We start from the raw sequence: 24,155 nt of genomic DNA, 5'->3' as shown, positions 1-24,155 counted from the left end.
ATACGCAAGTAGGGCACGTAGCCGGAAACGGTTCGGTCGAACCGTTCACAGGGCTCCGCCAGGCCGGGGCAGGGCAGGGCAGGGCAGTCAGCGTTTGACGCGGCTACGGACGACGAGGACGGCCAAGCCCAACAGGACGGGTTTCGGTCAGGCGGGAGGTCATCTCGATGTAGGTGCCGGCGGTGGTCAGGTCCTGGCCGGAGGACCGGAACACCACCGAGTTGAGGGTGACGTTGAGGGCTTCCTCGAAGCGCTCGCCGGTGAACCGGTCGCCGGTGGGGTTCTGGGGATCGTCCTTGTCGATCTCGAAGGTGACCTTGCCCCGGCCGGGACGGTGCCGGTCGCAGTCTGCTTCGGGGCGTCCTTCGGAGGCCGAAGGCCATCAGCAGGACGATGGTGAGGAGCATAAACGTCCCGGGCCAGGCCAGGGCCCGGGAGGCTCGCAGGCCGTAGCCGGACAGCGCCCAGTACACGGTCAGTAGTCCTCGTTCACTGCGGGGGATGTCGTCGGCGTGGCGGCGCATCTCCATCTCCCCCGACGGCTGGTAGGCACTGTCCAACTGCTGGAAGACCACGCCTTCCATCCCGACCGCTGCGCAGGTGGGCCGCTCGTTCACGGTCTGCGGGTCGGTGGTCGACGGGCACAGCGTCCACGGCGCCGACAGCCGCTGGGCGGCGAACAGTGACGCGAGCGCGGCCTGCGCCGCCGCTACGGCCAGATGGTGGTGTCCGTGCCGGCCAGGCGGAGCAGGTCGAAGGCGTCGAAGTGGGCCGGTGTCTCGTCAGCGGCCCGGGCCGCTCCTGCGCCGCGCCGTTGGAGCCAGTTCTGCAACCGCTCGAAAGCGAGCCGGCCGTGCTCCCACACGACGAGCTCGCCGTCCAGGGCGGTCACGTCCGGCAGCTGCACTGCGCCGGCCACGATCTCCGGGAAGGCGGGGCCACCTCGTTGCCGCGCCGGGAGCGCAGCATCACCCTTCCGGCGTCGACGGACACGAGCGCGCGGAACCCGTCCCACTTCAACTTCGCAGCCCAGCCGGAGCGCAGCCGGGGTTCGGGTACCGGCAAGCTCAGCATCGGTTCTGGCAGCGTCCACGTCACACACGATGTCTTCCACCAGTATCCTCAGCCGTTCGAGTGCACTACGGCCCGTCTGCGGTCTGGACGGGGCCGGCCGGGTGGGGTCGGTCGAGGATGCGCAGGTCGATGTCGGGCTGGCAGTGGGGGCAGGCGGTGAGTCCGGAGGCCAGGAGGCGGCGGTCCTCGTCCCGGTCGATCGTGCGGCGGCGGTTGCCCGCGGCGTAGCAGTCGCCGGCGTGGACCGGGACGGGCGGGCGTCCGGTACCCATGCCGAGCTGGACGATCCATTCCGGGCTCGCGGGCCGGACGCGCCGCCGTGCTCGCGTTCGGCTTTGCGCCGCTGGAGTTTGGTGAAGAGCCGGCACACGTTCCTGCTACGGAGATGGAGACGCAGGGTCGCTTCGCCAGGAGCTGATCGCCGAACATGCGGGTCCGCTCAGTGAGATCGCAGATCCACTCCTCTTTACAGCACGCCGGGCGTGAGCTCGATGCGCACGCCCTCACCCTCCCTGAGGATGAAGACATTGTCGGTCCGCGCCTGCCAGCCGATCGGTACGGCGTAATAGCGCCCGGCGCGCTCAATAACGAGCCGCAGGCCCTCGTAGCGGTGGCGAAGGTGGACGCCCGCACCGAGATCCCGATGGCGTAGGCCTGGCGCCCAGGATGAGAGGCCGAGTGACTGTGCGCTGTGGACCACCAGACCGGTGCGCAGAGTTACGTTGCGCGCGTCGTTCCTGGCGTTCCGTTCGCCGAGTTGGCCGGAGACAAGAGTGACTGCCCAGAGCAGGAACAGTCCGGCGGCCAGAACGAGCGTAGCCGCCTGCCAGGGGCTGCTTGGGCGGCTCAGGCCACCCTGCCGTACTACCCCGAGCACCAAGCCGAAACCGACGAGGAGGGGCCCCACCCAGCGGTACGGCAGCAGCACCTGCCACCGCCACCACAGCACGAGCAGAAGCAAGCCTGCGGCCACGACGACCAGGTAGAGGCGGGCCATAGCCGACGCCCACCGTCCAGCGCTGCGCATCAGGGCACCGTTGAGTCCCGTCGGGTGATGTCCGGCGGCTGCCACGACGAAGAACAGCGCGCCGGCGCCTACAAGAACCGGAAACGTCACCAAGTGCAGGCTGTGCAGAACGAATTCACCGAAGCCGAAGCCGAGCGCGAACGGGGAGAGGTGGAAGTACCCGTAGTACGCGCCTGTGTAGATCACTCCCACGTAGAACATCAGCGCGGCGATGAACGACGCTTGCGCGACTACGATGTTGATCAGAGCCGTTGGGGGCGTCCCGGCTCGCGGGCCTGTCCATTCGAGCCTCGTTGGAGAACGGGGCCCCGGTTCGTTCACGTACCGTCCGGTGACGGCGGGCACGCCGGATCACCGGGGCAGGCCGGAGGCGGAGTGCTTTCAGTCGGAGTGATGCCCGGGCCTCCGTCGTCCGACGGTCCTGTATTCGACGGCACGGGGTCGGGCGGAGGGATTGATTCGCCACTGTAGGAAGAAGAACTGCCGGAAGGCGAGGGTGATGGCGACGTCGGTGACGGCGAGGGTGACGGCGACGTCAGGGTGGCGCTTGGCCGCGAAGAAGTGGGGCTCTCCCCAGGATTTCCGCCCCTCCTTCCGAACCGCACGCTGCGACGAGCCCGAATACCGCCGCGCACACACTGACGCGGGCCATCAAGCCAGCGCTGTACCTCATGGTGTCTCCCCGCAGTGCTTCACCGTGTTCTGCCTATGCAGTCAGCAGGCGACCGTAGTCCCGATCTGTCCATCGACAGAGGAGCCTGCCGCAGGCAGTGGCCTGTACCACCCGTTCGGAGCCACATCGAGCTGCGACTGTCCGCTTAGGAGCTGGACGGGGTGGCTCCCACAGGCGCCTGGGAAGAGTGTCTCGCGCGCAGGCCGTACGGAACCAGGACCAGGTTCCTCCTCGATTCCTCGTACTTCGGCCAGGGCGAGGCCATCGCTTGGGCACTACGCCCCAAGGAACTGCACGGTGAGGGATGCGAGGGACTCCCCTCACTCGCGACGTTCACCATTCACGATCTGCGCTCAGGGGCCGACGGCTCACCGGGCGAGTAACTGATCGTTTCAGAATGAGGTTCGCAGGCGACGGAGGCAGATGATGCTGCAGGCCAGTTCGAGCAGACCCAGGTGGAGATCGGCCCGTCGTTCATAGCGGATGCGAAGTCGTTTGAACTGGTGCAGCCAGGCGAAGGCGCGTTCGACCACCCAGCGCACTTTACCCAGCCCGGAACCGTGGGCGACGCCGCGGCGGGCGATCATCGGCTTGATGCCACGCTTCCATAGCAGGCGGCGGTACTTGTCGAAATCGTAGCCCCGGTCGGCATACAGGCGGTGGGGTCTACGGCGAGGTCGTCCCCGGAGGCCACGAATCGATGGGACTGCCTCCAGCAGCGGCAGGAGCTGGGTGGCGTCGTGCCGGTTCCCGCCGGTCAGCCTGACGGCAAGCGGTGTGCCGTGACGGTCGACGATCAGGTGATGTTTGGAACCGGGACGGGCGCGGTCAACAGGCGACGGCCCGACGTGATCCCCCCTTTGAGCGCCCGGACATGCGAACCGTCTACAGCGCAGTCGTCCAAGTCCAGCAGGTCGGCGCGACGCAGCTCGGTCAACAAGGTGGCGTGCAGACGGGGCCACACGCCGGCCTCCGTCCAGTCCCGCAGCCGGCGCCAGGCCGTCACCCCGGAACAGCCAACGGTCTCCGCGGGGACGTCGCGCCAGGCGACGCCCGTCCGCAACACGTACATGACACCGGCGAGGGCCGCCCGATCGGGAACACGCAGTCTGCCCGGGTAGCGGTGCCGCCGCTCGGGAGCGGGCGGCAACATCGGAGCCACCCGCTCCCACAGGTCGTCAGGAGCAAGATCAGCACGCACGCGGACAGCCTGTCGACCAAGGTCGCCTGACACAAGACCCGCAGCGCAACGTGCTGTTCAACGATCAGCTACGCCGTGCGAAAAGAATCGCTTGCGATGCTTTCTCTTCGGGGGCAAGCAGCATCTGGGCCTCGACCTCAAATCCAGCGTCGCGCAGCCACGCGGCCACCTGGCTCGGCTGACGACGGTGGACATGGACCTTCATCGGGTGGCCGCCGTAGCCCTCGGTCTTCAGTCGTGATTCGTCGCCGACGTGGAACAGGAGCTGCAGCGGTCCGCCCGGCCGCAGTGCCCGATGGAAGTGCCCGATCACAGACGGCACCTCATCATCGGGGATGTGGATCAACGACTGCCAGGCCAGCAATCCGGCGACCGAGGCGTCAGGGAGGTCCAGGTCCGTCATCGAGCCCACCTCGAACCGCAGGCCGGGATGGTCGCGCCGGGCAACCGCGACCATTCCGGGAGAAAGGTCGATGCCGAAGGCGTCGACGCCGAGAGTGTGAAGGTGGCCAGTGACGTGACCGGGGCCGCAGCCGATGTCTGCCACCGGTCCGCCGCCCGCGGCACGCACACTTTCGGCGAACAACGCCAGAGCCGCACGCAGGTACTGAAGCCGGTCGATGGCATCGCGCACGTAGTCGGCGTAGCCAACCGCGGCCGTGTCGTAGGAGGTTCGGGTGTCGGCCAACCAGTCGTCCGTCCACATGGCCGACACGCTAGTCCATATCTGCTCGACCTTGCTGGCAGCCCGATGTGCCACCGCAGCCTGCGCATCTCATTTTGAAACGATCAGTTAGGCGAGTTGCTGCGCTGGTCCATCAGCAGCCGCTCCACCGTACGAGAGGCCCTCTACCAGTACGATGCGATCGGCCGCCTGCGGGAGACGACGCTCAGCCGCGACCGGGGCGAGCATCAGCCCTCCATCGGCACGTTCATCCGACTCGGCCCGCTCGGCACCGCCCTGGTGCCCTCGGCCACGCCGCGCGCCCTGTTGGTCGACGAGATGGATAAGGGCGACGTCGACCTGCCGAACGACCTGCTCACCGTGTTCGAGGAGGGCTACTTCGACATCCCCGAACTGACGCGGTTGCCGGAGGACATGACCGACGTGGAGGTACAGACTGCCGACCACCGGGGCACGGTGCTGGTGCACCAAGGGCGGATCCAGTGCGCGGAGTTCCCGGTCGTCGTCATCACCAGCAACGGCGAACGCGACTTCCCGCCTGCCTTCCTGCGTCGCTGCATCCGGCTCGACCTGCCCGTGCCCGACGAGGCGCGGCTGCGCGCCATCGTCGCTGCGCACCTCGGTGAGGAGGCACTGCGGGAGGCGGACGACTTGATCGACGCGTTCCTGCGCCGCCGCGCCCCGGGCGAACTCGCCACCGACCAGCTCCTCAACGCCGTCTTCCTGCGGGTCGGTGGCGTCGACCTCGACACGGAGGGTTTGCTGGAGGCTGTACTGCACCAGCTCACCGGAGCGATGTGACCATGGCGGGTGGCGGCGCGCGACTCACCGAAGCGCTGCGGGTCCTGTCGGCCTGCGGCCAGGAACTGGACGCCGAACAGGTTCTGGACGTGCTCTGGCTGGCCCGCCGGCTGCCCGCCGGGCCGACCGCACCGCTCAGCCACACCCCGCACCCCGCCCGTCCGGAGCAGCCGCAGCCCCCCGCCAGCGAACCGGACACCCCCGCCCCGCCCCGGCCCCCTGCTCCAGGGCCGAACGACCTCGATCTGCCCGACCTCACAGCTCCCTCGCTGTACGCGGCGGCACGGCATACATCGGCACCGGCCCCCGCGCAGGCTCCCGGCGCGCGGCGAAAGGGCCCCGGTACGGGCCGGGCGCTGCCCGTACGGGTGCCGGAGGACAAAGCTCTTCCCCACGAACTCGAGCTCGGTCGTGCCCTCAAGCCGCTGCGCCGCCGCCGTGGCAGCCCGCACCGTCAGGAGATCGACGAGGAGCGCACGGCCGCAGAACTCGCCGAAACTCGGCTGCCCGACGTGGTGCAGCGGCCCGTGCAGGAGCGATGGCTGCATCTGGTGCTCCTCGTCGACGACGGCCTGTCAATGCTGCTGTGGCACCGCCTCGGCGCCGAACTGCGCACCTTGCTCGAGCGCCTGGGCGCCTTCGCGACCACCCGCGTCCTGGGCCTCGACACCCGCACCGCGCGCGGACCGCACCTGCACACCCGCCCGTTCCGGCACGATAGCGCCCCCGTGCCGCTCAGCACGGTCAACGACCCGTCGGGACACACCCTGATGCTCGTGGTCAGCGACGGTACGGGGACCGCTTGGCGCAACGGCACGATGCATGCCCTGCTGGCTCGCTGGGCGTCCAAAGGGCCCGTGGCGCTCCTGCACACTCTGCCACGCGAACTGTGGGACGGCTCCAGCATCCGCGCCGAGCGCTGGCAGGCCACGACCCGGCGGATCGGCGGTGCCAACGTTTCCTGGATGATCACCGATCCAGTGCTTCCGCCCGATCTCGCCGCCTTCGACGGCGTGCCGGTGCCGGTGCTGGAACCGGTGGCCGCCTCGCTGCGAGATTGGGCCCGCCTGCTCGCCTCGCCCGGCGCCACGGTGGAGTTGCCGCTGCTGTCCCGGCCCGGCCCGTACGCCGAGGCTGCAGCCCCCGCCCAGGACGGCATCCAGCGCTTCCGGGACGCGGCCACCCCTGAGGCGTACCGCCTCGCGGCCCATCTCGCGGCGGTCTCGCCGCTCACCGTGCCGGTGATGCGGCTGGTGCAGACGGCAGTGCCGTGGCGGGCGCGCACCTCTCACCTGGCGGAGGTGTTCCTCGGCGGCCTCATGCGACCGCACCCCGCGCCCGTGCCGGGACCACTGCCAGCCAAACACCTGGTCTTCGACTTCTCCGAGAGAGCAAAGTCGGTGTTCCTCGACGCGGTCCCCCACGCCGAACTGCTCACCACGAGCCGCAGGATCGGGCGGCATCTGGAGCGGCTCGCGGGCAACTCCCCCGACTTCCCGGCCTGGCTCGCCCATCCGAACGGCTCCGCCCAGCTCTTCGGATCCCACCGGCCGTTCACGAGCGTGGAACGGAGGCTGCTAGCACGGTTCGGCATGTCGTTCGACCAAGAGGTGCACGGCCTGCAGTGGAACAGGGGGGACGACGCCACCACCGGGGACGGCTGGCAGCCGGTGACCAGTGAGGATCCCCCACACCTTGGACCGTACCGACTGCACTGGCGACGGCACCTGCGGCGGGTGACCGAGTACGACGGCGTCGACGAGCGGGGCATCCGCGCCATGGTGCGAACCGCACGCCCCGGCCTCCCCTTCGACAGCGCCCCATTGATCCCGGTGGAGGCCGAGGCGTTGCGTCGGCTGGCCGGCCAGTACGCGCCCACCCTGCTTGCCGAAGGGCTGCGGGACGACCCGCCGTGGCTGGCGAGATCACCGATCCACGACGGCTCCATACAGACCGCACCGCCCCGCCTCGCGGACCTTTTCAACCAGGCCCTCACCACCGGTACCGCGCCCTTCGACCAGCTCACCGCCCTCCTGGTCGGCTGGCACCTGGCGAGCGCCCTCGCCCTGTGCCACCTTCACGGGCTCGTGCCCGCGCACTTCGACGCCGAAAACGTGTTCGTGCTACGGCGCTCGGTGATGCTCGACGACCTCTCGGACTGCGCCGTGGACCGGCAGTACGCGGGTCCGGGCCCCCTGCCCACACCCGAGGACAACCTGCGTGCCCTGGGCGAACTGCTCCAGCTCGTCAGCACTAAGCCCGGCCGGAACCTGCCGAACCGTCCCGAGACCATGCATCTGTGGCAGGGCGACACCTGGGCACAGCTGCGACGGCTCGTGCTGCGCTGCCTCGCGGCCGATCCGGCCGAACGCCCCACCGCGGGAGAGACCGCAGACGTCCTGGCCCGCTACATTGCCTTGTCCCGCGTGGAACACACCGCCCCGCCCTCACAGTCGTCACCCGCTTCCCGGCCGGCGACACGGGTACCGCTCGCCCTGCCCCCGGCCGCCGCGTTGGGCCCCACCGAGAACCTTCCGGTCCGCTTGCCCCCGGTTCCGCGCCGCCCGCCACGCCTTCAAAACCCGTCTGGAGCGGTTGCGGGCCCCCCTGCGCCACGGCCGGCGTCTCGCCTTGGTCGGCGCCCATCACCGCAGCGGACGGGCGACCACGACCATGGTGCTCGGCTCTCTACTTGCTACCGTCCGCGCGGAGCCCGTCCTCGCCCTCGACGGAGCCGCCTACGAAGGAGCGCTGGACGCATTCCTCACCCACCGGAACCCAGCAACCGTGCGAGACCTGGCGGACCTGCCGCCCGACCCTTCCTACGAGGAAGTCCGCGCCCGCACCACACGCCTAGCATCGGGCCTCGAAGTAGCCGCACACCCGGAGGGGCACATCAGTCCGAACCTGGTATACGTCCAGGCCTACGCGCAGGTCCTGACCCGCACCGCGCCGTACTACTCCTTCGTCCTGACCGACTGGGCACCGCTGCGGCTCGACCGGTCGGCCGATCCCGTGCTCGACCTGGCGGACCAGTTAATCCTGTGTAGTGACACCACCGCCCCGGCCCTCGACGCCGCGGAGCGGCTGCTGCGCCGGCTGCGCGGATCCGGCCGCCAGCACCTGGCGGACGACGCCGCAATCGTGATTACTGAGATCAGCAGGTCACCGGGCCGCTCCTTTCCAATCGGCCTGCACGGTCAGCTCGGTGTCCCCGCTGACCAAGTGATCGCCGTCCCCTTCGATCCATCCCTGCACTTCCCGGGGTTCCGGGAATTGCGTAGCCTGCGGACACCGACCCTGAGCGCCTTCCTCGACCTGGCAGAACTCGTCGTCCGACCAGAGACACCATGATTCCCAGGCCATGTAGGAAAACACTTGACGCATCATGTGAAACAGATTCTAAGCTTGTTCTTTAACCCTGGTCAGCGGATCCTTCGACGAGCTTCATTAGCGGAGCCAGGATCCCGGGCAGGTCGTTCTCCGAGGTGATCACCTGCTGGTCTTGCCAGGTGTACTCGGTCTGGGAGTCGATGAAGAGTGTTGAAGCGCTTCCCCGTTCCCATAGGAACAGCTTCCCCAGGCGCTCGTCTGACTCCAGAGTGAGGCTCACGGCCGTTGCCTTCGGGCGCCCTCTGGTTGCTGTCCCAGGGGCTGGCTGATTCACCGTGGCGCTGATCCCGCGAGAGCGGAGTTTGTGTTCTTGTGCGGCATGCCAGTCCACGAGCCATTGAACGATCTTCGGCATTACGTCCCTCGCTGGCGCAGTCGAACGAGTCTTCGAACTTGATCGTACGGATGGCGTTCGCCGGACGGGGGGCGACCTCGGCTGATCATGTGCTCCGACCAAGGTGCACCAATCTGAGGCGAAGGCCGTGAAGGTGAGTCTGCTGACTGATGCCGGTCCCGGGGAAGCGTTCGCAAAAGCGTCACGCTTCAGGGACGACTTATTCGACTGCCTGACCGCGCGCGGAGACGAAAACCAGACAAGCCGAAGCTCCCGGCAGGTCCGATCATGGCGGGAAGCCAGCGCCGATCCCGTTGTGCAACAGCTTTTAGGGCCTGTTGCGAAAGTCTCGGCATCGCCTGCAGCTGTAGGCCACGGACGCAGGGAGTGTCTCCGTCTCCTTTTGCGGTCTCATGAGGTCCAGGTCCTCGCCCCATGCATCCAGTACCCTGCTGTGTCCGGCCTCTCGGGCCGCCGCCTCGACAAGGGCGAACAGATTCCGCTGCAGGGATGGGTCGCCTGTTGCCGAGATATGGTCCACGGCACGGAGCAACACGTCGGTGTCCCAGCCCGGCAGCGGATGTCGGGCAAGCTCCCACTCCAGGTACTTGTTGTAGGGGCGGGGGCGGCGGTCGATGGCGAAGAGCAGCTCGAGCAGGAACCCGATGCTGTCGGCTGCGTCCAGGCGAGCGGCCAGGGCCTGGCCGTCCCGGTGGTTCTTGATGGAGCGGTAGAGCGAGTTGGCGTAGGCGTCGAGCCAGCCACTGGCGTTTTGGAATGCTTCATCTGCATCCAGGCGCGCCTTGTCGGCGAGGATCCGGGCGATGCCTCCATCGAGCCGGTCGAGCACAACGTGGGCTCGGGCGAGGGCGTAGCGTTCAAAGCCGGGCATTCCGGCTGCGCGGAACTCGGTGAGGGAGATGAGGACGAGGTCCAGCTCGGTGGTGCGGTGGCCGGCGAACCGGGTGAGATCGGTCGTGGCGTCGTCGGCGAGGACCACGTACAGATCGTGGTCGGAGTGCCGAGTGATCATGCCGTCGTGGGCTCGGGAGCCTTTGAGGACGAGGCCGACGACGGCTGGGTCGGCGGCGGCGAGTTCGACGAGTGCGTCGTAGGTGAGAGGCTGCTGAGCAGTCATGGTGTAGATCTCCGCTGGAGTGATGACGGGTATGCTTGCTGGGGCGGCCCCTTGTTTTCGAGAGGCGCCCTGCACCGTCTGCGGCTGCACAGGGCCGCCGCCCGGGAGATCAACGCACATCCGGACCCTACCTCCGGCTGGGCCGTGGGGCAGGGCATTCGGGGAGACGTCAGCACGCCGGCCTCCTTGATCACAGGCACTCGTTGAGGACTGCGACCGGCACGGTCGCCTCGTATCGGACTGCGAGCTTGTCGTACCTCGTGGCCACAGCCCGGTGACGCTTGAGGCGATTGATCCCGAACTCGACAGCATGCCGCTCGCGATAGTCGGTCTTGTCGAACTTCGGAGGCCGACCGCCCCGGGAGCCGAGCTTGTGGCGGTTGCGGACCCGGTCTGACGGGACAAGGATGGTCGCTTTGATTCCGCGTCTGCGCAGGTAAGCCCGGTTGCTGCGGGAGTCGTACGCCTTATCGGCCCGCACCCGGTCCGGTCGCCGACGAGGCCGTCCAGGGCCGAGTCGGGGCACCCGGATCGCGTCTAGGACCGGCTCGAATTGCGGGGAATCGCCCAGCTGACCGGCCGTGATCACGATCGACAGCGGCTTGTGTCCCTGCTCGACGGAGAGGTGGATCTTTGTGGTTAGCCCACCCCGGGAGCGTCCGAGACCATGGTCCGCCGGTTCAACGGCGATGCCGCCGGGCGGCTCCTTCTGCAGGTCCCCTTTTTCGACGCCCAGGCGGCGTGCTGGTGAGTCCGGCAGACGGTGGAGTCGACGTTCACGTCCCACGTGATCAGACCCGTCGCGCCGGCCTGGGCCTGGAGTTGGGTAACGATCCGCGTCCAGGTACCGTCCCGCTGCCACCGCCGGAACGAGTCGTACACCCGGTCCCAGGGCCCAGCGTTCTGGCGCATCACGCCAAGGGGCGCCGGTCCGGGTCCGCCACCGTATGCCGTCTATCAGCTGCCGCCGCGTCCACAGCGGCGGACGGCCCGGCTTGATGCCCTTCGGCCTCAACGGCTCCAGCTGGGCCCACTGGTCGTTCGTCAGATCACCACGTCGCACAGGCCGTGATCATTAACGACTAAGATCCACTTTCACAACAGACCCTGAAAGCTGTTGTACAACGGGACCGGCGCTGGCTTCCCGCCATGATCGGACCTGCCGGGCGCTTCGGTCTGTCTGGCTTCCTGCTGACTGGCGACGCCGGTTGATCTCGCGCGCGAGGTGCTGCGCGATCTTCCTGGGCGTTGTGCAACAGCCTTTAGCCGGGCGCGCGGTCCCTGGAAGAGGTAGGACAGTCCGAAGCCGGCCCCGACCAGAGCCCCGACCACGAAGGCCCGACCAAGGTCAGAAGCGACAACGCCTCTGTGGGCCAGGCCGAAGTTCCCTCGACAACCCGGCGGCCACCGCCCGTGCCCTCCGCCGCGCTCGCCTGCGAATCCGCAGGTCGCCATGCTGACCCTGCCATAGTAGGGGGCCGACGCCCTCTACACCGGGCTCGCCCGGCTCCCGGGCCGTACGGTCCGCCGGTGCGATCGCGTACCGCACGGCGAGCAGCCCCTGGATGGCGAAGGCGGTCTCGTCATCGGCGCCGCAACCTCCACCACAGCCAGGCCCGGCTCTGCCACGTGCGCTTCGGTGATCGGCCTCATGCAGGGATTACGTGCGGTCGGCCGCTGAGGTTCTGCGCTTCCCGCCGTCTTCAGAGGTTGTTTTCATCTACTGTGCCCGCTTATCAGGCGATTCTTCAAGCGGTAGGTGGCGGTACGGGCGAGGTCACGGAGGCCGTCGATGTCGGCGAGTCGTGGAAGGTTGCGGATGGGACGGAAGAGGCCACAATCCTGTCTCATCCCAGGATGCCCGATCTTCGAGGTGGTGTGCTTCGACCGCCGTTGGCGTGCGACTGGGCGCACTCGGTTCGCGGTAGTACGCCGGAAGCATGTCGAAGCGACGCCCGTATCCAAGTGATCTGTCCGATGCCCGCTGGGAGTTGATCGAGCCGGTCTTGGCGGCCTGGTGTTTCGAGCGCCGCGGCCGAGCCCTGGACTTCGGCCGGCCGCCCGAACACGACCTGCGCGACATCATGGACGCGATCTTGTACGTGGACCGTACCGGCGCGTGCTCGCCTCTGGCCAGGGCATCGACGCCGGGAAGAAGATCGTCGGGAGGCAGCGAAGCATCGTCACTGACACGAGGGGCCTTGTCCTCGCCGTGCTGGTCACCGCGGCGAGCGTGCAGGACTCCATCGCCGGCACCCGGCTCCTGGACCAGGTCGCCGCCGAACATCCCCGCATCCGCAAGGTGCGGGTCGACGGCGGTTACCGCCAGCACCTCGTCGAGCACGCCGCCAGCCTCGGCATCGACATGGAAATCACTCAACGCAAGCCCGGGAGCAGGGGGTTCACCCCGATCCCGAAGCGGTGGGTGGTCGAGCGGACTTACGGCTGGCTCATGCTCCACCGCCGCCTGGCCCGCGACTACGAAACCCTCCCCACCCGCTCCGAAGCCATGATCCACATCGCCATGGCGGACCTCATGGCCCGCCGGCCTCGCCAGCGAGAACACCATCTCCTGGCGCGACCCGACACCACAGACCAAACGGCAGATTCCAGGATGAAACAACGGGAGAAAACGACCTCTTAGAACTGGCCCAAAGCACGGCTCCGTCAACGCTCTTCCGTACTTTCGGCCGGTACGCGATGCGCTTCGGCTTTCTAGCCTGAGCAGCATGAGTACAGGGGATCGGCCGACAAGGCCGGATGGCATGATGTTCAACATCGGGCTCGGCGTCGTGTTCACCCCAGGGATCGTCTTCACGACGTTCATGCTCATGGACAGTCGGGGCGGCGCCTCCTGGGTGTTCGGCTCCGCCGTCTCGATCATCGTGGGCAGCCTCGCGCTGATGCGCGAGCGGCAGAAGATGCTGACCGCGGTCGGGGGCTTGGCCGTGACGGCCGTCGGCGTCGCGGTGTCCCTGATCGCCGGGGACGACCTGCCGCAGGAGCCCGCGCCCATCACGGCGCTGGCCCTGTCGGTGCTCGTCGGCTCCTCAATCAGGACGCTGCCGATGGGACCGGCCGCCGGGATCGCTGTGGGCGGCGTCGTGGTGACCGGGGGCACTTGGTTCGACGGGTGGACCGGCGTGACGAGCCTGGCCACGATGGGGATGATCGCCGCCCTCGTGATGGGGTCGGTGCTGCGCGGCCTCGACCGCAACCGGCGCGCCAACGCCCCCGCCCCGCAGGGCTCCTGGGCCAACCCGCCGCGTTCGTAGCGTGGCCGGAGAACTGGCGGACGCGGTGAGCGCCGCCCAGTCCGCTGCCCCTACCGCGGAGTTGACCGCTGGCCCGCCCGCGGGCCCGCTGAACGGCGCTGATCGCGGGCAGAGATTCAGTAATCTGATCAACGTGACCATTCCGGATCGATGGGCCAGGGGCGTCTCCACTGTCGGGCTTGGCGTCACGTTCCTCACGGCGATCGTCATCCAGGCCATCGCAATCGCGCAGACCTGGGGAGCCGCGTTCTGGGTACCCGGGGCCGCCGCCGCCGTGGTGATGTGCGGGCTCGCGATGATGCGTCATCGGGAGCGGACCTGGACGACGGTTGCGGGCCTCGTCGTTGCCGCGCTGGCGGTCCTCATCCCGCTGCTGCCCGGTACCGAGCTTCCCGCCGGGCTCGGACCCTCCATGGCCCTGGGCCTGGGCGTGCTCATCGGTTCCGCGGTCAGGGCGCTGCCGACTGTGCGGGCCGGGGCCATCGCGGGCGCCGGGCTGCTGGTGATCGCCGCCCAGTCCGCCGCCCAGCCGACGTCGGCCGTCGTGGCCATCGCCGCAGCGGCCTGGCTGGCCGCCCTCGGGGTCGGGCTGTCGCTGCGCATGCTCGACGGCCGGGCGAAAGCCACCGCCGAACAGGTGCGTAGGGCCGAACGGCTGGAACTTGCCCGGGAGCTGCACGACATCGTGGCCCACCACATCACGGGGATGCTGCTCCAGGCGCAGGCCGCCCAGATCGTCGCGAGGCGGGCCCCGGAGAACGTGTCGAACTCGCTGACCGAGATCGAGACCGCCGGGTCCGAGGCCCTGGCCGCGATGCGCCGGGTCGTCGGGCTGCTGCGCGACACCAACGACGCGGCGCCCGCCTCACCCGGGCCGGAGGCTCTGAGCACGCTGGTCGAACGCTTCAGCCTCCAGGGCCCGAAAGTGCGACTGAGCGTGCCCAACGATGACATGGAGTGGCCGCCGGAAGTGACCAGCACCGTTTACCGCATCGTCCAGGAGGCGCTGACGAACGTCCTGCGGCACGCGCGGCACGCCCGCTCCATCGGCGTCACCGTCGGCCGCGACGCCGAGGCCGTCACCGTCGAGGTCACCGACGACGCCCCGCCGAACTCCGCCCGGCCCCATCACCGCGGCGGGTACGGTTTGATCGGCATGCGCGAACGCGTCGAGACGCTCGGCGGCTCCCTGTGCGCCGGTCCCCGGCCCGGCGCCGGCTGGTCCGTGCGGGCGACCCTGCCCGTCCCCACCAGGGAGCCCCGATGACCATCAAGGTTCTGGTCGCCGACGACCAGGCGATGATCCGCCGCGGCCTGCGGTTGATCCTGGAGGACCAGCCCGATATCGCCGTCATCGGGGAGGCCGTGAACGGCGCCGAGGCGATCGCGATGGCCAGGCGGCTACGGCCGGACGTGTGCCTGGTGGACATCAGGATGCCCAAGCTCGACGGCATCGAGGTCACCCGCGCGCTGGCCGGCCCGGGTGCAACCGATCCGATACGGGTCATCGTCGTCACCACGTTCGATCTCGACGAGTACGTGTACGGGGCACTGCGCGGCGGCGCGGCGGGGTTCGTCCTCAAGGACGCCGGGCCCGCCCTGCTCATCGAGGCCGTCCGTGCCGCCTACAACGGCGAGGCGCTGGTCTCGCCTTCGGTCACCCTACGGCTGCTGAAGCACCTGAACGAGACTGGGGCTGTGCCCCGCGGTTGCGCTAGGCAGTCGCCACAGCTGTCCGAACGCGCGCTCGAGGTCGTGCAGGCCATCGCGCGTGGCCGCACCAACCAGGAGATCGCCGCCGAGCTGTTCATCTCCCTCAGCACGGTCAAGAGCCACCTGTCGGGGATTCAGACCAAGCTCGGGCTGCGCAACCGGACCGAGATCGCCGTCTGGGCCTGGGAGAACCGCATCGTCGAGAGCACCTCTGAGTAAACAGTTCACTCCCTCAGCACGACCGTAAGATTCCGCACGGTCGGGTTGAGTCAACGCGCGGGGGTGCAGTGACGGCAGGCCCCATTCGCGCATCATCGAAGCCATCCTCATGGCGAGCAGCAAGTTTCCTCCCAACCCCAGAAGCTGCCGGACAGGCCCACGGTGAACCCGAATTGCTCCCACACCGTAAGCAACTCGCCGAAGAGGTCGTCCTCGCCGTCCGCGAGGCCCGGGCCATGCCAGGAGAGGAAAGGGCGCCGCCGGGAAAGCCCCGGCGGCGCCTGGACGGCGCCGGTTGACACGGGGGTCAACTCACCCGGCGCCGGATCCGCCAAAGGCCGAACGCAGTGAGGATCCCGCTGAGTGTCAGGTAGACCGCGGTCTCCAGCCATTGGAACGACCAGTAGCGGCTGCCGGGGTGGTATTGGACGTCGACATGGAGGTTGTGCTTGGCGAGGCACACTGCCGTGTCGCCGAACGTGCCGCCCGCGCCGGTCTTGGGCGGGCTGTCGAGGCAGTCGTTGAACTTGCTCGCGCTGAGGGTCTTGCCGTCTGCGGTGCGCAGCGGGCTCGTCTCGGCGATCCACGCGTCGGGCGCGTGTGGAACCCTCACCCCGCCGATGACGGAGCCACCGCCGATGCTGCCCAGATTCTGCACCCCATTGATGGCTTCGACCGTCATCGGCAGCGTGGCCTTGACCGGCGGCATGAGGCTGGGCCGCACCACGTTGGGGAAGAAGAACTGGAAGGCGAGGAAGACGACGAGCGTCACAGCCATCGCGGGCAGGGTCTTGCGCAGCAGGAGCCCGACGACCGTGCCGAATGTGAAGGCCACCGCGGCGTAGCCGATCGGGGCGATGTTGCGGGCGCCGAACACGAAGGTGTCGAACTGCTCCTTGACCACCTCGTCGAAGGGGCGGGCCGCCCAGGTGAGCAGGGCCGCAGCCGCGCCGGTCACGATCACAGCGGCCAAGCCGATGAGCAGGATCTTGTTGAGGAGCCAGCGCGGGCGGGTGGTGCTCTGGTTCCACACCAGCCGGTGGGTGCCGTTCTCCAGTTCCCGGGCGACCAGGGGAGCGCCCCAGAAGGTGCCGATGACGGCGGGAATCAGGGCGAGTCCGGTCGCCAGGAACAGCAGGGTGTTCTGGTATGCGCTGCGGAACTGGCTCCTTGCCTCGGCGCAGTTGGCCGAGCCCTCGCACTTGGCTTGGTAGGCGCCGTAGGCGTCGCGGATGTCTGCGCCGAGGTACACCATGCACACGGCAAGAACGGCCAGTGCGCCGGCGCCGAACAGCGCCTGGATGCGGAACTGCCGCCAGCTCAACCACATCATCGCTGGGCCCCCCAGACTGCGGCCTCGGTCCGGGCGGCGGGTACGGCGGCTGCCCGGGTCATGTAAGCGAGGACGAGTTCCTCAAGCGTGACGGGCTCGGCCTGATGATGCAGGGCCTCGGGCTCGCTGTCGGTGCGGACGACCGCGCTGCTGTGCGCGCCGCTGTGCTCCACCGAGATCACCTCGATGCTGGCGGCCAGCCGGTCGAACTCGCCGCGAGGCGCGACCAATCGGGCGTGCCCGGCCAGCAGATCCCGGGTATCGCCGGCGACCTGCACCCGCGAGTCGCACAGCACGATGAGGTAGTCGCAGACCTGCTCGATGTCGCCGAGCAGGTGCGAGGACAGCACGGCGCTGGCACCGAGCTCGAGAACGAACTCCATCAGGTTCTGCAGGAACCCCTTGCGAGCCAGTGGGTCCAGCGCCGCAGCCGGCTCATCGAAGATCAGCAGCTCGGGCCGCTTGGCCGCCGCGATGGTCAGCGCCAGCTGCGCTCGCTGGCCACCCGAGAGCTGCCCAGCCTTCTGCGTGGGGTTCAGCCCCACCTGGCTGATACGCCGCTCGGCCAGGGCCGGGTCCCACGCCGGGTTCATCTTCGCGCCGAGCTTCAAGTGCTCGGCCACGGTGAACGAGCCGTACACCGGCGTGTTCTGCGCGACGAACCCCACCCGGGCCAGATGCGAGGCGTTCGCCGCGGGACGTGATCCCAGCACGGTCAGCGAGCCGGACGTCGGCTCGATCAGCCCGCAGGCCAGGTGCAGCAGGGTCGACTTGCCGGCCCCGTTCGGGCCGACCAGGCCGATGACACGGCCGGAGGGGATGGTGAGGTTCACGTCGCTCAGGGCCAACTTGCCCCGGCGGCCGTATTTCTTCGTCAAGCCCTCTGCATGAAATGCCGGAGGGGAGTCTGAATTTGGCATGCCCTCATCCTGGAATTCCACCTTCTTCCCAGCATCAGTCCATAGCATGGTTCCCTTGTCGGCTACCGTACTTTTGACCGGTTCGGAGCCCGGGTCCCGGTGCGGTGATCACTGATTCGGGGATTCCCGGCGTGCGCGGGACGCCTGTCCGTACGATCCGGGCGGGAGGTGCGTCAGGTGGCCCAGGACGCGGAACCCGACCTTCGTGAGTTGATCACGGCCCGTAGCGCCGAACTGGAGGTGCAGGCAGAGAAGTTGAGCCAGCAGCTTCAGGAGGTGCGCGACGAGTTGGAGGAGCTCGCAGTCGCCGAGCGGGTCGCGAGTCGGTTGGCCGAGCAGCTGCGCATGGAAACGGAGCGGGAAGCGACGCCGGCCCAGGCTGCCAGGCAGGTCACGGGCCATGCGGTGCTGCTGGTGCCACAGCGCGAGCGGGGCGTGGACGAAGCGGTCCTGCCCGAGGACTACCAGCGGATCATGGATGTGGTGCGGCGGGCAGACGCGCCGGTCATGGTCAAGCAGGTCTGCGGTGAGCGTAGCCGGCAGATGCGGTCCTCGACCGCTGCTGCCGTGCGGTGCGGCGTCCTGCGGGGCCGGCTGGAACGGTCGTGCAGGCCGGCTTCGCCCTCTGCCCTCCAGCGGCGCAGCCACTTGTGGGCCGTGGCCCGCGAGATCCCCATCTCGGCGGCGACGTGCGCGACGGGGCGGCCGGAACGGACACGCTCGACCAGCAGCCGCCTGCCATGAACGGTCAGCCGGGCATTACGGTGGGACACGAAGACCTCCGTGCGGTGCAGTCCTAGACAGCTCCACCACACCGGAGGTCTTCGCCATGATCAAGCCCGACAGGCGTCAACAACGCTCATGATCAATACGGCTAGGCGCCATCGGCGACCTCGGCTTCACCGGCCTGGAAGACGCCCCGGACAACCCCGTGGTCATCACCGGCTACAAGGCCGCCCGCACCAAACCGCTCACCCGGCGAAGAAGCAGGTCGACAAGCTGATCGCGTCCGTCCGCGCGGTCTGCGAACACACGTTCGCGCACCTGAAGAACTGGCGCATAATCACCAAGCTTCGGCTGTCGGCCCGTTACGCGACGACGCTGCTGCGGGCCCTGCTCGTGCTGACCAACACTGAAGTCGCACGCTGACAGACGATTTTGAGCTCCGACAACCGCCCGCGACCAGTACGAGTACGAGATCGGGGACGTCGGTGGGGGAGAGGTCGGTGTGGGCAGCTGACACCGCGGACGTATTCGTTCCCTGCTGTACGCCCGGCGACCGCGAGCTAGGAGGGCTGCGGTCATGACGCCGCTCCGTGCCATCGCGATCCCGTGAGCCCAGCACCGCCGAGTCGTCCGGCGCGGGCTGGATCCATCCGGCCAGTGCAGCTATTGGGTCTGGATACACAGGAAGCAGCCATCCCATTACGGGAGTCCGCTGAGGACGCGGTGACCGTGCACGACGCCATCGCCGCCCCGTCCGGCCCCCGGGAAGTGGTGGTACGGGCCGCTGTCGGCCAGCGGGGTGAAATATTCCACCATGATCCTGAATTGAACAAGGCAGTCATGCACGCGGGGCGGGTGGTAGCCCAACTCGCTCCAGCGATGCCCGCCCGCTGCGAGAGCGGTGGTGCGCAGTACAAAGTTTTTGGACCGCGCGCGCTCGGACTCGCCGGCGCCCCAGTCGACCTCTTCCAGGTGGACGCCGACTGCACCACGGCCCATCACGTTCTGGTCCTGCAAGATCAGTAGCGCCGTGAAGCGAAGGTTCCAGGCCTGGGATGCAAGATCGGACACAGCGAGCATCAGCACCTCAACAAACGCCTCAGTGGCGCCGTTGGGCAGATCCAGCTCCCGGTCTCCACCGGAGAAGATGTTCGCCACCTGGCCACCGTACCGTCGGACTACGATTCTTCTGCGGTGGCCTCGAATGAGGGCACATCGTTCGGGCAGAGGTCGGCCCGAAGGCGGTGTAGGCGCGCGGGATGGCGACCCACCAGCTGCCAGCATCACGGGCCACGTCGACGCCGACCTCGACTACCAACTCGGGATGCACGAACGTGACGGTCAAGGTCTCTCGGGTGCCCCACCCGGCGGAGAAGGTCCAGTCCGTCCAGGGGTGCTCGGGCCCGCCCGGGGTGAGATGGCCGGCTATTACCGGGCTGGTGGCCCGGGCGAGTGTGGTGGTGCGGCCGATGTGCTGCAGGCGTTGCTGGTCGTAGCAGCAGACTGCGCGGCGAGGTCAGACTGCCAGTGACTGCGCCGACGATGGCCTCGGTCGTTTCGCGGGCCCGGTGATCGGTGGCGGTCAGCCGAAGCTCACTGGAGGTGGCCGACATAGTCGGTGGCGGGGTCGATCAGCTGGCGAGCGGTATCGTAGTGGCGGTCGTTTCATGCCGGTAATCCGAGGAGGGCGGGCGTGTTCTCCGCCGTTGTTGTCTTCGACGAGCAGGAGTCCGAGCTCGTCGTCCTGGACTTGGATGGGGAAGTGCGGGACGCCGGTGTCGGGGCCTCACCGCGCGCGGCGCATCCGCAAGTTGATGAACACCATCGGCTTCCAGCTTTCCCTCGTCCCCACCGTATGGGCGAGCTTTGTCCCCTACGCCGCTTCCGTCTGGTCCTGACATGATCGGAACGGTCTTTAGGAGCGACGACGTCCCGAGGGAGCACCGGTTTGAGTACTGGTGCGAGTTGACGCACCGGGCGATCGCGCCCAGTCACATGAGCAGCCTGTTTGCCGATGACTTCTGGGCGCGGCAGCGGCTCTTGGAGCTGGGGCCGGTGCTTGCGTGGCCGACGGCGCACTTGCCGACGGGGTTTCGGCGTACCGAGAAGCTGGTGCGGCAGTCCGATCCGGAGATGTACCACCTGTCTCTGGTGCTCGGCGGCGGGTTGGGGTTCGAGCATGTGGGGCGGGCCGAGGCGTACGGGCCGAACGATGTGTGGGTGAGCGACACGTCGCGGCCGTACGAAGTGCACGTGCCGGCTGATTTGGGCCGTCAGGTGCTCACGGGGGTGGGCGTGGAATTTCCCAAGGCGCTGCTGCCCCTGCCGTCCGCCCGTGTCCAGCGGCTGCTGGGGCGGCGGCTGTCGGGGCGGGAAGGGGTGGGGGCACTGCTGACGGGGTTCCTCACCGGTCTGGAGCAGCAGGCCGACGTCCTCCAGCCGTCCGTGGCCCCCCGCCTCGGCACCGTGTTGATCGACCTGCTGTCCGCCTGGTTCGCGCAGGTGCTGGAGGCAGAGGACGCGCTGCCGCCGGAGACCCGCCAGCGGGCTCTGACGACACGCGTACGGACATTCATCCGCCAGAACCTGCACGACCCCGAGCTGACACCGCCCGTGATAGCGGCCGCGCACCACATCTCGCTGAGCCACCTGCACCAGATCTTCAAGGAGGACACTCCCGGCGAGACGGTCGCGGCCTTCATCCGTGACCAGCGCCTGGAAGGCGCCCGCCGCGACCTGGCGGACGCCAACCTCAGCTCCACGCCAGTCCACGCCATCGCCACGCGCTGGGGCATGGTCCGCGCCTCCGACTTCGCGCGAGCCTTCCGGAGCGCGTACGGGGTGTCGCCCATGGAGTACCGCCTGCGGGTACAGGCGAGGGCGGCGTGCGATCGGTTGGGGGGCAACTGATGAGTAGAGCGCGGTTCCACACGAGGGGATGCCCTCCACGGCTTCGAGGCAGCCACCTCATGTGGAACCGGAGCAGTCCCGTCAGAAGAACACCATCCAGGTCCCGCCCATCTGGTGGAAGGTGCTGTAGTGGTCACTTGTCCACCACACATCTCCTGCGTTGATCGCCGGACGATGCGGCGGGCGTCGCGCCGAGGAGCCGCGCCGTTCGCCGGGGTGACGCAGACGGTCGTGCTGTACTCCTGGAAGGTCCCTCTGTAGCCCTGGGCGGAGTTCCCGGTCAGTCCGGCGTTCTGAAACGCCCGCAGCCAGCCGACCCGAGGTTTCCCATCCCTGCGTGCGTCGGGCGTGGGGCCACTCGCCAAGCACCGGTCGGCCACTGCTGGCTGCCGATGTTGTGCCAGTTCGGCAAGCCCATGTTCTGCCAGCGCTGCCGTTGCAGGCCGTGGGGGTGAATGAATCGGCCTGGTGGCCTTCGCCTGCCATGGGCGGTGACGGCGTGTATGGCATTCTCGGCCAGTTCACTTCCCTTCATCACAGGTTGCAGTCGGGGCCGGACAGGAGGGCCGGGGCCTCGGGACCCTGTGGCACGTGAGGCCCGGACAGTCCGGACTCCGTACATGAGGAGGTTTGTGATCTCTCGTAGAGCGTGGTTCGGGGTTGTTGAGCACCGCCGTCCGCGTCTGCGACGGTCGTCGGGGTAGCGGGTCGGTGTTGTTGTCGATCTGTGTGAGGCGCATCGACTCGACCGGATCGGCGCACTTCGTCCCATGTGATCGGCACGACGGAGTCCACGCCCTCCAGCGGGAGATGGAAGCGTTGTCGGCCTGGCTGCAGGCACTCTTTCCGCTGCGGGCAGGCGCCCTCGTGGACGTATTGCATGGGGAACCGTGGACGGAGTGCGCACGACAGTTGCCCCATGGCCCTGACAACCTCAATCGCGTGCAGCCCTCCCCCCCGGGATCACCCGCTCGGTCTGCTCGGCTATTGCGGTGAGGAAGGGGAAAGAGGGATGACCGATTCAGGCACAGGGAAACCGAATCCAAACGAACGGGAATCCAACAGTGCGCACGACATCAAGAATCATGCTCGCAGGAACCGCGATGCTCGGACTCATGCTCTCGGCGCCCGCTACGGCATCAGCGGCCGCTACGGGAAGGCCGACGGGATGCCACTACCAGGTCGTCAACTCGCAGATGACTGCGGCCGCATGCAGCGACGCGAACGGCGGTCACTACCGCGCCCTCGCGGTGTGTAAGGACGAGGAAACCGGCCGCGTCCAAGAGTTCGTGGGCGACTGGCGGAACAATGGCTCGTTCTCCAAGGCTTACTGCCAGGGCTCGTACAGGAACCCGTCACCCGGCATCGAAACCAAGGTGACCTGAACGCCATGCGCCAGCCTCCCCCCACACCGCACCTCCATGGCCACACATCGAAGGGCTTCACGTCAATGAAGAAGCGTTCGGCTCTCATCACAGGCGGCGTAGTGATCGCCTTCACTCTCGGCTTCCAGGGTGGAGCCTCCGCAGCTCCCACCGGGGCAACTGGGTGGCCAACGGGCTGCACATATCAGAACAACTTCGACAACGGCGCTATGGCCCGCTGCTCCCACAGCAATGGCGGCCACTACAGGGCCAGCGTCATCTGCACCCGTCTGGACGGTGGCGGTCTGATCGACCTCGAGGCTGTCGCCTGGCGCACCAGCGGCTGGTCGAACGTCTACTGTCCGGCACTGACGACGTTCTCTTCGGCCGGGATCGTGACGAAGTCCACTTAAGATCCCGCGTTCGGCGCACTACGGCGCGACCTCCAGTGCAAGCTGGCCTACGGCGGACTGCGGGCCGCCGAGGCTAAGACGTCGTTTCTGATGGCGTGATCGTTCGTTGAGCCGTGTATGACGGCTCTGGTGGAGCGGTTGGTACCGGACGAGTGGTGGACGCTCTTCGGGCGGGTGGTCCAGCCGACAGAGGTCATACGCCCGCAGGGCGGCGGTAAACGGAGGGCCGGTGACCGCGAGTGCCCGGCGGTGATCATCTTCGTGGTCACCTCGGGCTGCACCTGGAGGCAGCTGCCTGCGGTGTTCGGGCCGGCCGTGCCCACCGTCTACCGTCGCTTCGTCCGGTGGAGCCGGGACCGGGTCTGGGCCAGGCTGCACCGGGTCGTCCTCGACGGACTCGGCGCTCGGGGCGAGCTGGACTGGTCGCGGTGCGCGGTCGACTCCGTCAGCGTCCGGGCGGCAACGGGGCCCTGATCGGACCGAATCCGACAGACCGTGGCACGCCGGCATCGAAAGTCCACCTCATCACCGACCGAAACGGCGTGCCGCTATCGCTGGGCATCTCCGGCGCCAGCATGCACGACAGCCTCGGCCTGGAACCACTCGTTCGAGGGATCCCGCCCATCCGCTCCCGCCGCGGCCCGCGCCGCCGTCGCCCGGCCAAGCTCCGCGCCGACAAGGGATACGACTCCGACCGCCTGCGGAAATGGCTTCGCGGGTGCCGCATCCGCCACGGCATCGCCCGCAAAGGCATCGAGTCGTCCACGCGGCTCGGCCGACACCGCTGGGTCGTGGAGAGAACAGTCTCCTGGCTGGCTGGATGCCGAAGGCTGCACCGCCGTTACGAGCGAAAGGCCGAGCACTTCCTGCCTTCGTCGGCATAGCCGCAGCCCTCATCAGCTACCGCCGACTCACCAGGCGAAACGACGTCTAAGACGCCGTTTCTTATGGGGCGA

At 68.1% G+C, this 24,155-nt stretch carries 17 protein-coding genes and 7 pseudogenes; 11 read left to right on the top strand and 13 right to left on the bottom strand.

Annotated elements, in window-relative coordinates; genetic code table 11:
• Nucleotides 1–87: 87 nt before the first annotated feature.
• The 6 genes and pseudogenes from AB0I06_RS08315 to AB0I06_RS08290 all read right to left on the bottom strand — a co-directional run.
• A pseudogene (locus tag AB0I06_RS08315) lies at nt 88–536 on the bottom strand (hypothetical protein); the annotation flags it as partial.
• Nucleotides 537–709: 173 nt separating this feature from the next.
• The gene (locus AB0I06_RS08310) at nt 710–919 is read right to left on the bottom strand and encodes a hypothetical protein (protein WP_363117961.1); all 210 of its coding nucleotides are present in this window, start codon (nt 917–919) and stop codon (nt 710–712) included.
• 220 nt (nt 920–1,139) lie between these two features.
• Nucleotides 1,140–1,346, bottom strand: a complete 207-nt coding sequence (locus AB0I06_RS08305) for a DUF6233 domain-containing protein (protein WP_363117960.1) — start codon at nt 1,344–1,346, stop codon at nt 1,140–1,142.
• 194 nt (nt 1,347–1,540) lie between these two features.
• The gene (locus AB0I06_RS08300; RefSeq protein WP_363117959.1) at nt 1,541–2,302 is read right to left on the bottom strand and encodes a hypothetical protein; all 762 of its coding nucleotides are present in this window, start codon (nt 2,300–2,302) and stop codon (nt 1,541–1,543) included.
• An 864-nt stretch (nt 2,303–3,166) separates the two neighbouring features.
• Nucleotides 3,167–3,927 (bottom strand): IS5 family transposase gene (locus tag AB0I06_RS08295; protein WP_237556514.1). Its coding sequence is split into 2 segments (ribosomal slippage): nt 3,167–3,636 and nt 3,636–3,927, totalling 762 coding nucleotides; the frame shifts between segments, so codons are not numbered across the junction.
• A 112-nt stretch (nt 3,928–4,039) separates the two neighbouring features.
• Nucleotides 4,040–4,681 (bottom strand): class I SAM-dependent methyltransferase, encoded by a 642-nt coding sequence (locus AB0I06_RS08290; protein ID WP_010031903.1) that lies wholly within the window; start codon nt 4,679–4,681, stop codon nt 4,040–4,042.
• 87 nt (nt 4,682–4,768) lie between these two features.
• Here AB0I06_RS08290 and AB0I06_RS08285 point away from each other — a divergent pair.
• From AB0I06_RS08285 to AB0I06_RS08275, 3 genes and pseudogenes are all read left to right on the top strand, one after another.
• Nucleotides 4,769–5,461, top strand: a pseudogene (locus AB0I06_RS08285) (MoxR family ATPase); the annotation flags it as partial.
• Nucleotides 5,462–5,463: 2 nt separating this feature from the next.
• A complete protein-coding gene (locus AB0I06_RS08280; protein ID WP_363117958.1) occupies nt 5,464–8,511 on the top strand; it encodes an SAV_2336 N-terminal domain-related protein in 3,048 nt (1,015 codons plus the stop codon).
• A complete protein-coding gene (locus AB0I06_RS08275) occupies nt 8,477–8,815 on the top strand; it encodes a hypothetical protein (protein ID WP_363117957.1) in 339 nt (112 codons plus the stop codon). The genes AB0I06_RS08280 and AB0I06_RS08275 overlap by 35 nt, the downstream gene beginning before the upstream one ends.
• A 701-nt stretch (nt 8,816–9,516) precedes the next feature.
• Here AB0I06_RS08275 and AB0I06_RS08270 read toward each other — a convergent pair.
• From AB0I06_RS08270 to AB0I06_RS08260, 3 genes and pseudogenes are all read right to left on the bottom strand, one after another.
• On the bottom strand, nt 9,517–10,326 hold the full coding sequence (locus AB0I06_RS08270) for a hypothetical protein (RefSeq protein WP_363117956.1): 810 nt from the start codon (nt 10,324–10,326) through the stop codon (nt 9,517–9,519).
• Nucleotides 10,327–10,516: 190 nt separating this feature from the next.
• Nucleotides 10,517–11,389, bottom strand: a pseudogene (locus tag AB0I06_RS08265) (IS5 family transposase).
• Between the two features lie 285 nt (nt 11,390–11,674).
• A pseudogene (locus AB0I06_RS08260) lies at nt 11,675–11,979 on the bottom strand (DUF6207 family protein).
• Nucleotides 11,980–12,266: 287 nt separating this feature from the next.
• Between AB0I06_RS08260 and AB0I06_RS08255 the strand changes: the two are divergent.
• From AB0I06_RS08255 to AB0I06_RS08240, 4 genes and pseudogenes are all read left to right on the top strand, one after another.
• Nucleotides 12,267–12,944: pseudogene (locus AB0I06_RS08255) on the top strand (transposase).
• A 111-nt stretch (nt 12,945–13,055) separates the two neighbouring features.
• The gene (locus AB0I06_RS08250; protein ID WP_363117955.1) at nt 13,056–13,601 is read left to right on the top strand and encodes a metal transporter; all 546 of its coding nucleotides are present in this window, start codon (nt 13,056–13,058) and stop codon (nt 13,599–13,601) included.
• Nucleotides 13,602–13,734: 133 nt separating this feature from the next.
• Nucleotides 13,735–14,868, top strand: coding sequence for a sensor histidine kinase (locus AB0I06_RS08245; protein WP_363117954.1), 1,134 nt, complete (start codon nt 13,735–13,737; stop codon nt 14,866–14,868).
• The gene (locus AB0I06_RS08240; RefSeq protein WP_363117953.1) at nt 14,865–15,533 is read left to right on the top strand and encodes a response regulator transcription factor; all 669 of its coding nucleotides are present in this window, start codon (nt 14,865–14,867) and stop codon (nt 15,531–15,533) included. The genes AB0I06_RS08245 and AB0I06_RS08240 overlap by 4 nt, the downstream gene beginning before the upstream one ends.
• 307 nt (nt 15,534–15,840) lie before the next feature.
• On the opposite strand, the gene AB0I06_RS08235 is transcribed toward AB0I06_RS08240, so the two are convergent.
• The 3 genes and pseudogenes from AB0I06_RS08235 to AB0I06_RS08225 form a co-directional block, all read right to left on the bottom strand.
• Nucleotides 15,841–16,866 (bottom strand): ABC transporter permease subunit, encoded by a 1,026-nt coding sequence (locus AB0I06_RS08235; protein ID WP_363117952.1) that lies wholly within the window; start codon nt 16,864–16,866, stop codon nt 15,841–15,843.
• Nucleotides 16,863–17,744, bottom strand: coding sequence for an ABC transporter ATP-binding protein (locus AB0I06_RS08230; RefSeq protein ID WP_363117951.1), 882 nt, complete (start codon nt 17,742–17,744; stop codon nt 16,863–16,865). Before AB0I06_RS08230 ends, AB0I06_RS08235 begins: the two co-directional genes overlap by 4 nt.
• Before the next feature lie 572 nt (nt 17,745–18,316).
• Nucleotides 18,317–18,559: pseudogene (locus AB0I06_RS08225) on the bottom strand (leucine zipper domain-containing protein); the annotation flags it as partial.
• 88 nt (nt 18,560–18,647) lie between these two features.
• On the opposite strand from AB0I06_RS08225, the gene AB0I06_RS08220 reads away from it, so the two are divergent.
• Nucleotides 18,648–18,935, top strand: coding sequence for a transposase family protein (locus tag AB0I06_RS08220; protein WP_363117950.1), 288 nt, complete (start codon nt 18,648–18,650; stop codon nt 18,933–18,935).
• A gap of 276 nt (nt 18,936–19,211) precedes the next feature.
• On the opposite strand, the gene AB0I06_RS08215 is transcribed toward AB0I06_RS08220, so the two are convergent.
• On the bottom strand, nt 19,212–19,670 hold the full coding sequence (locus tag AB0I06_RS08215; protein WP_363117949.1) for a hypothetical protein: 459 nt from the start codon (nt 19,668–19,670) through the stop codon (nt 19,212–19,214).
• 741 nt (nt 19,671–20,411) lie between these two features.
• Here AB0I06_RS08215 and AB0I06_RS08210 point away from each other — a divergent pair.
• The 3 genes and pseudogenes from AB0I06_RS08210 to AB0I06_RS08200 all read left to right on the top strand — a co-directional run bounded on the left by AB0I06_RS08210 (nt 20,412) and on the right by AB0I06_RS08200 (nt 24,133).
• Complete coding sequence (locus AB0I06_RS08210) at nt 20,412–21,422, top strand: AraC family transcriptional regulator (protein WP_363117948.1); 1,011 nt, start codon at nt 20,412–20,414, stop codon at nt 21,420–21,422.
• 1,085 nt (nt 21,423–22,507) lie between these two features.
• A complete protein-coding gene (locus AB0I06_RS08205) occupies nt 22,508–22,807 on the top strand; it encodes a hypothetical protein (protein WP_363117947.1) in 300 nt (99 codons plus the stop codon).
• Nucleotides 22,808–23,316: 509 nt separating this feature from the next.
• Nucleotides 23,317–24,133, top strand: a pseudogene (locus AB0I06_RS08200) (IS5 family transposase).
• The last annotated feature ends 22 nt before the right edge of the window (nt 24,134–24,155 follow it).

It is taken from the genome of Streptomyces sp. NPDC050674 (assembly GCF_040654575.1).
Classification (GTDB): Bacteria; Actinomycetota; Actinomycetes; order Streptomycetales; family Streptomycetaceae; genus Streptomyces.
The sequence above is the reverse complement of the archived record's forward strand: the minus strand, read 5'-3'. Positions and strand labels throughout refer to the sequence as shown.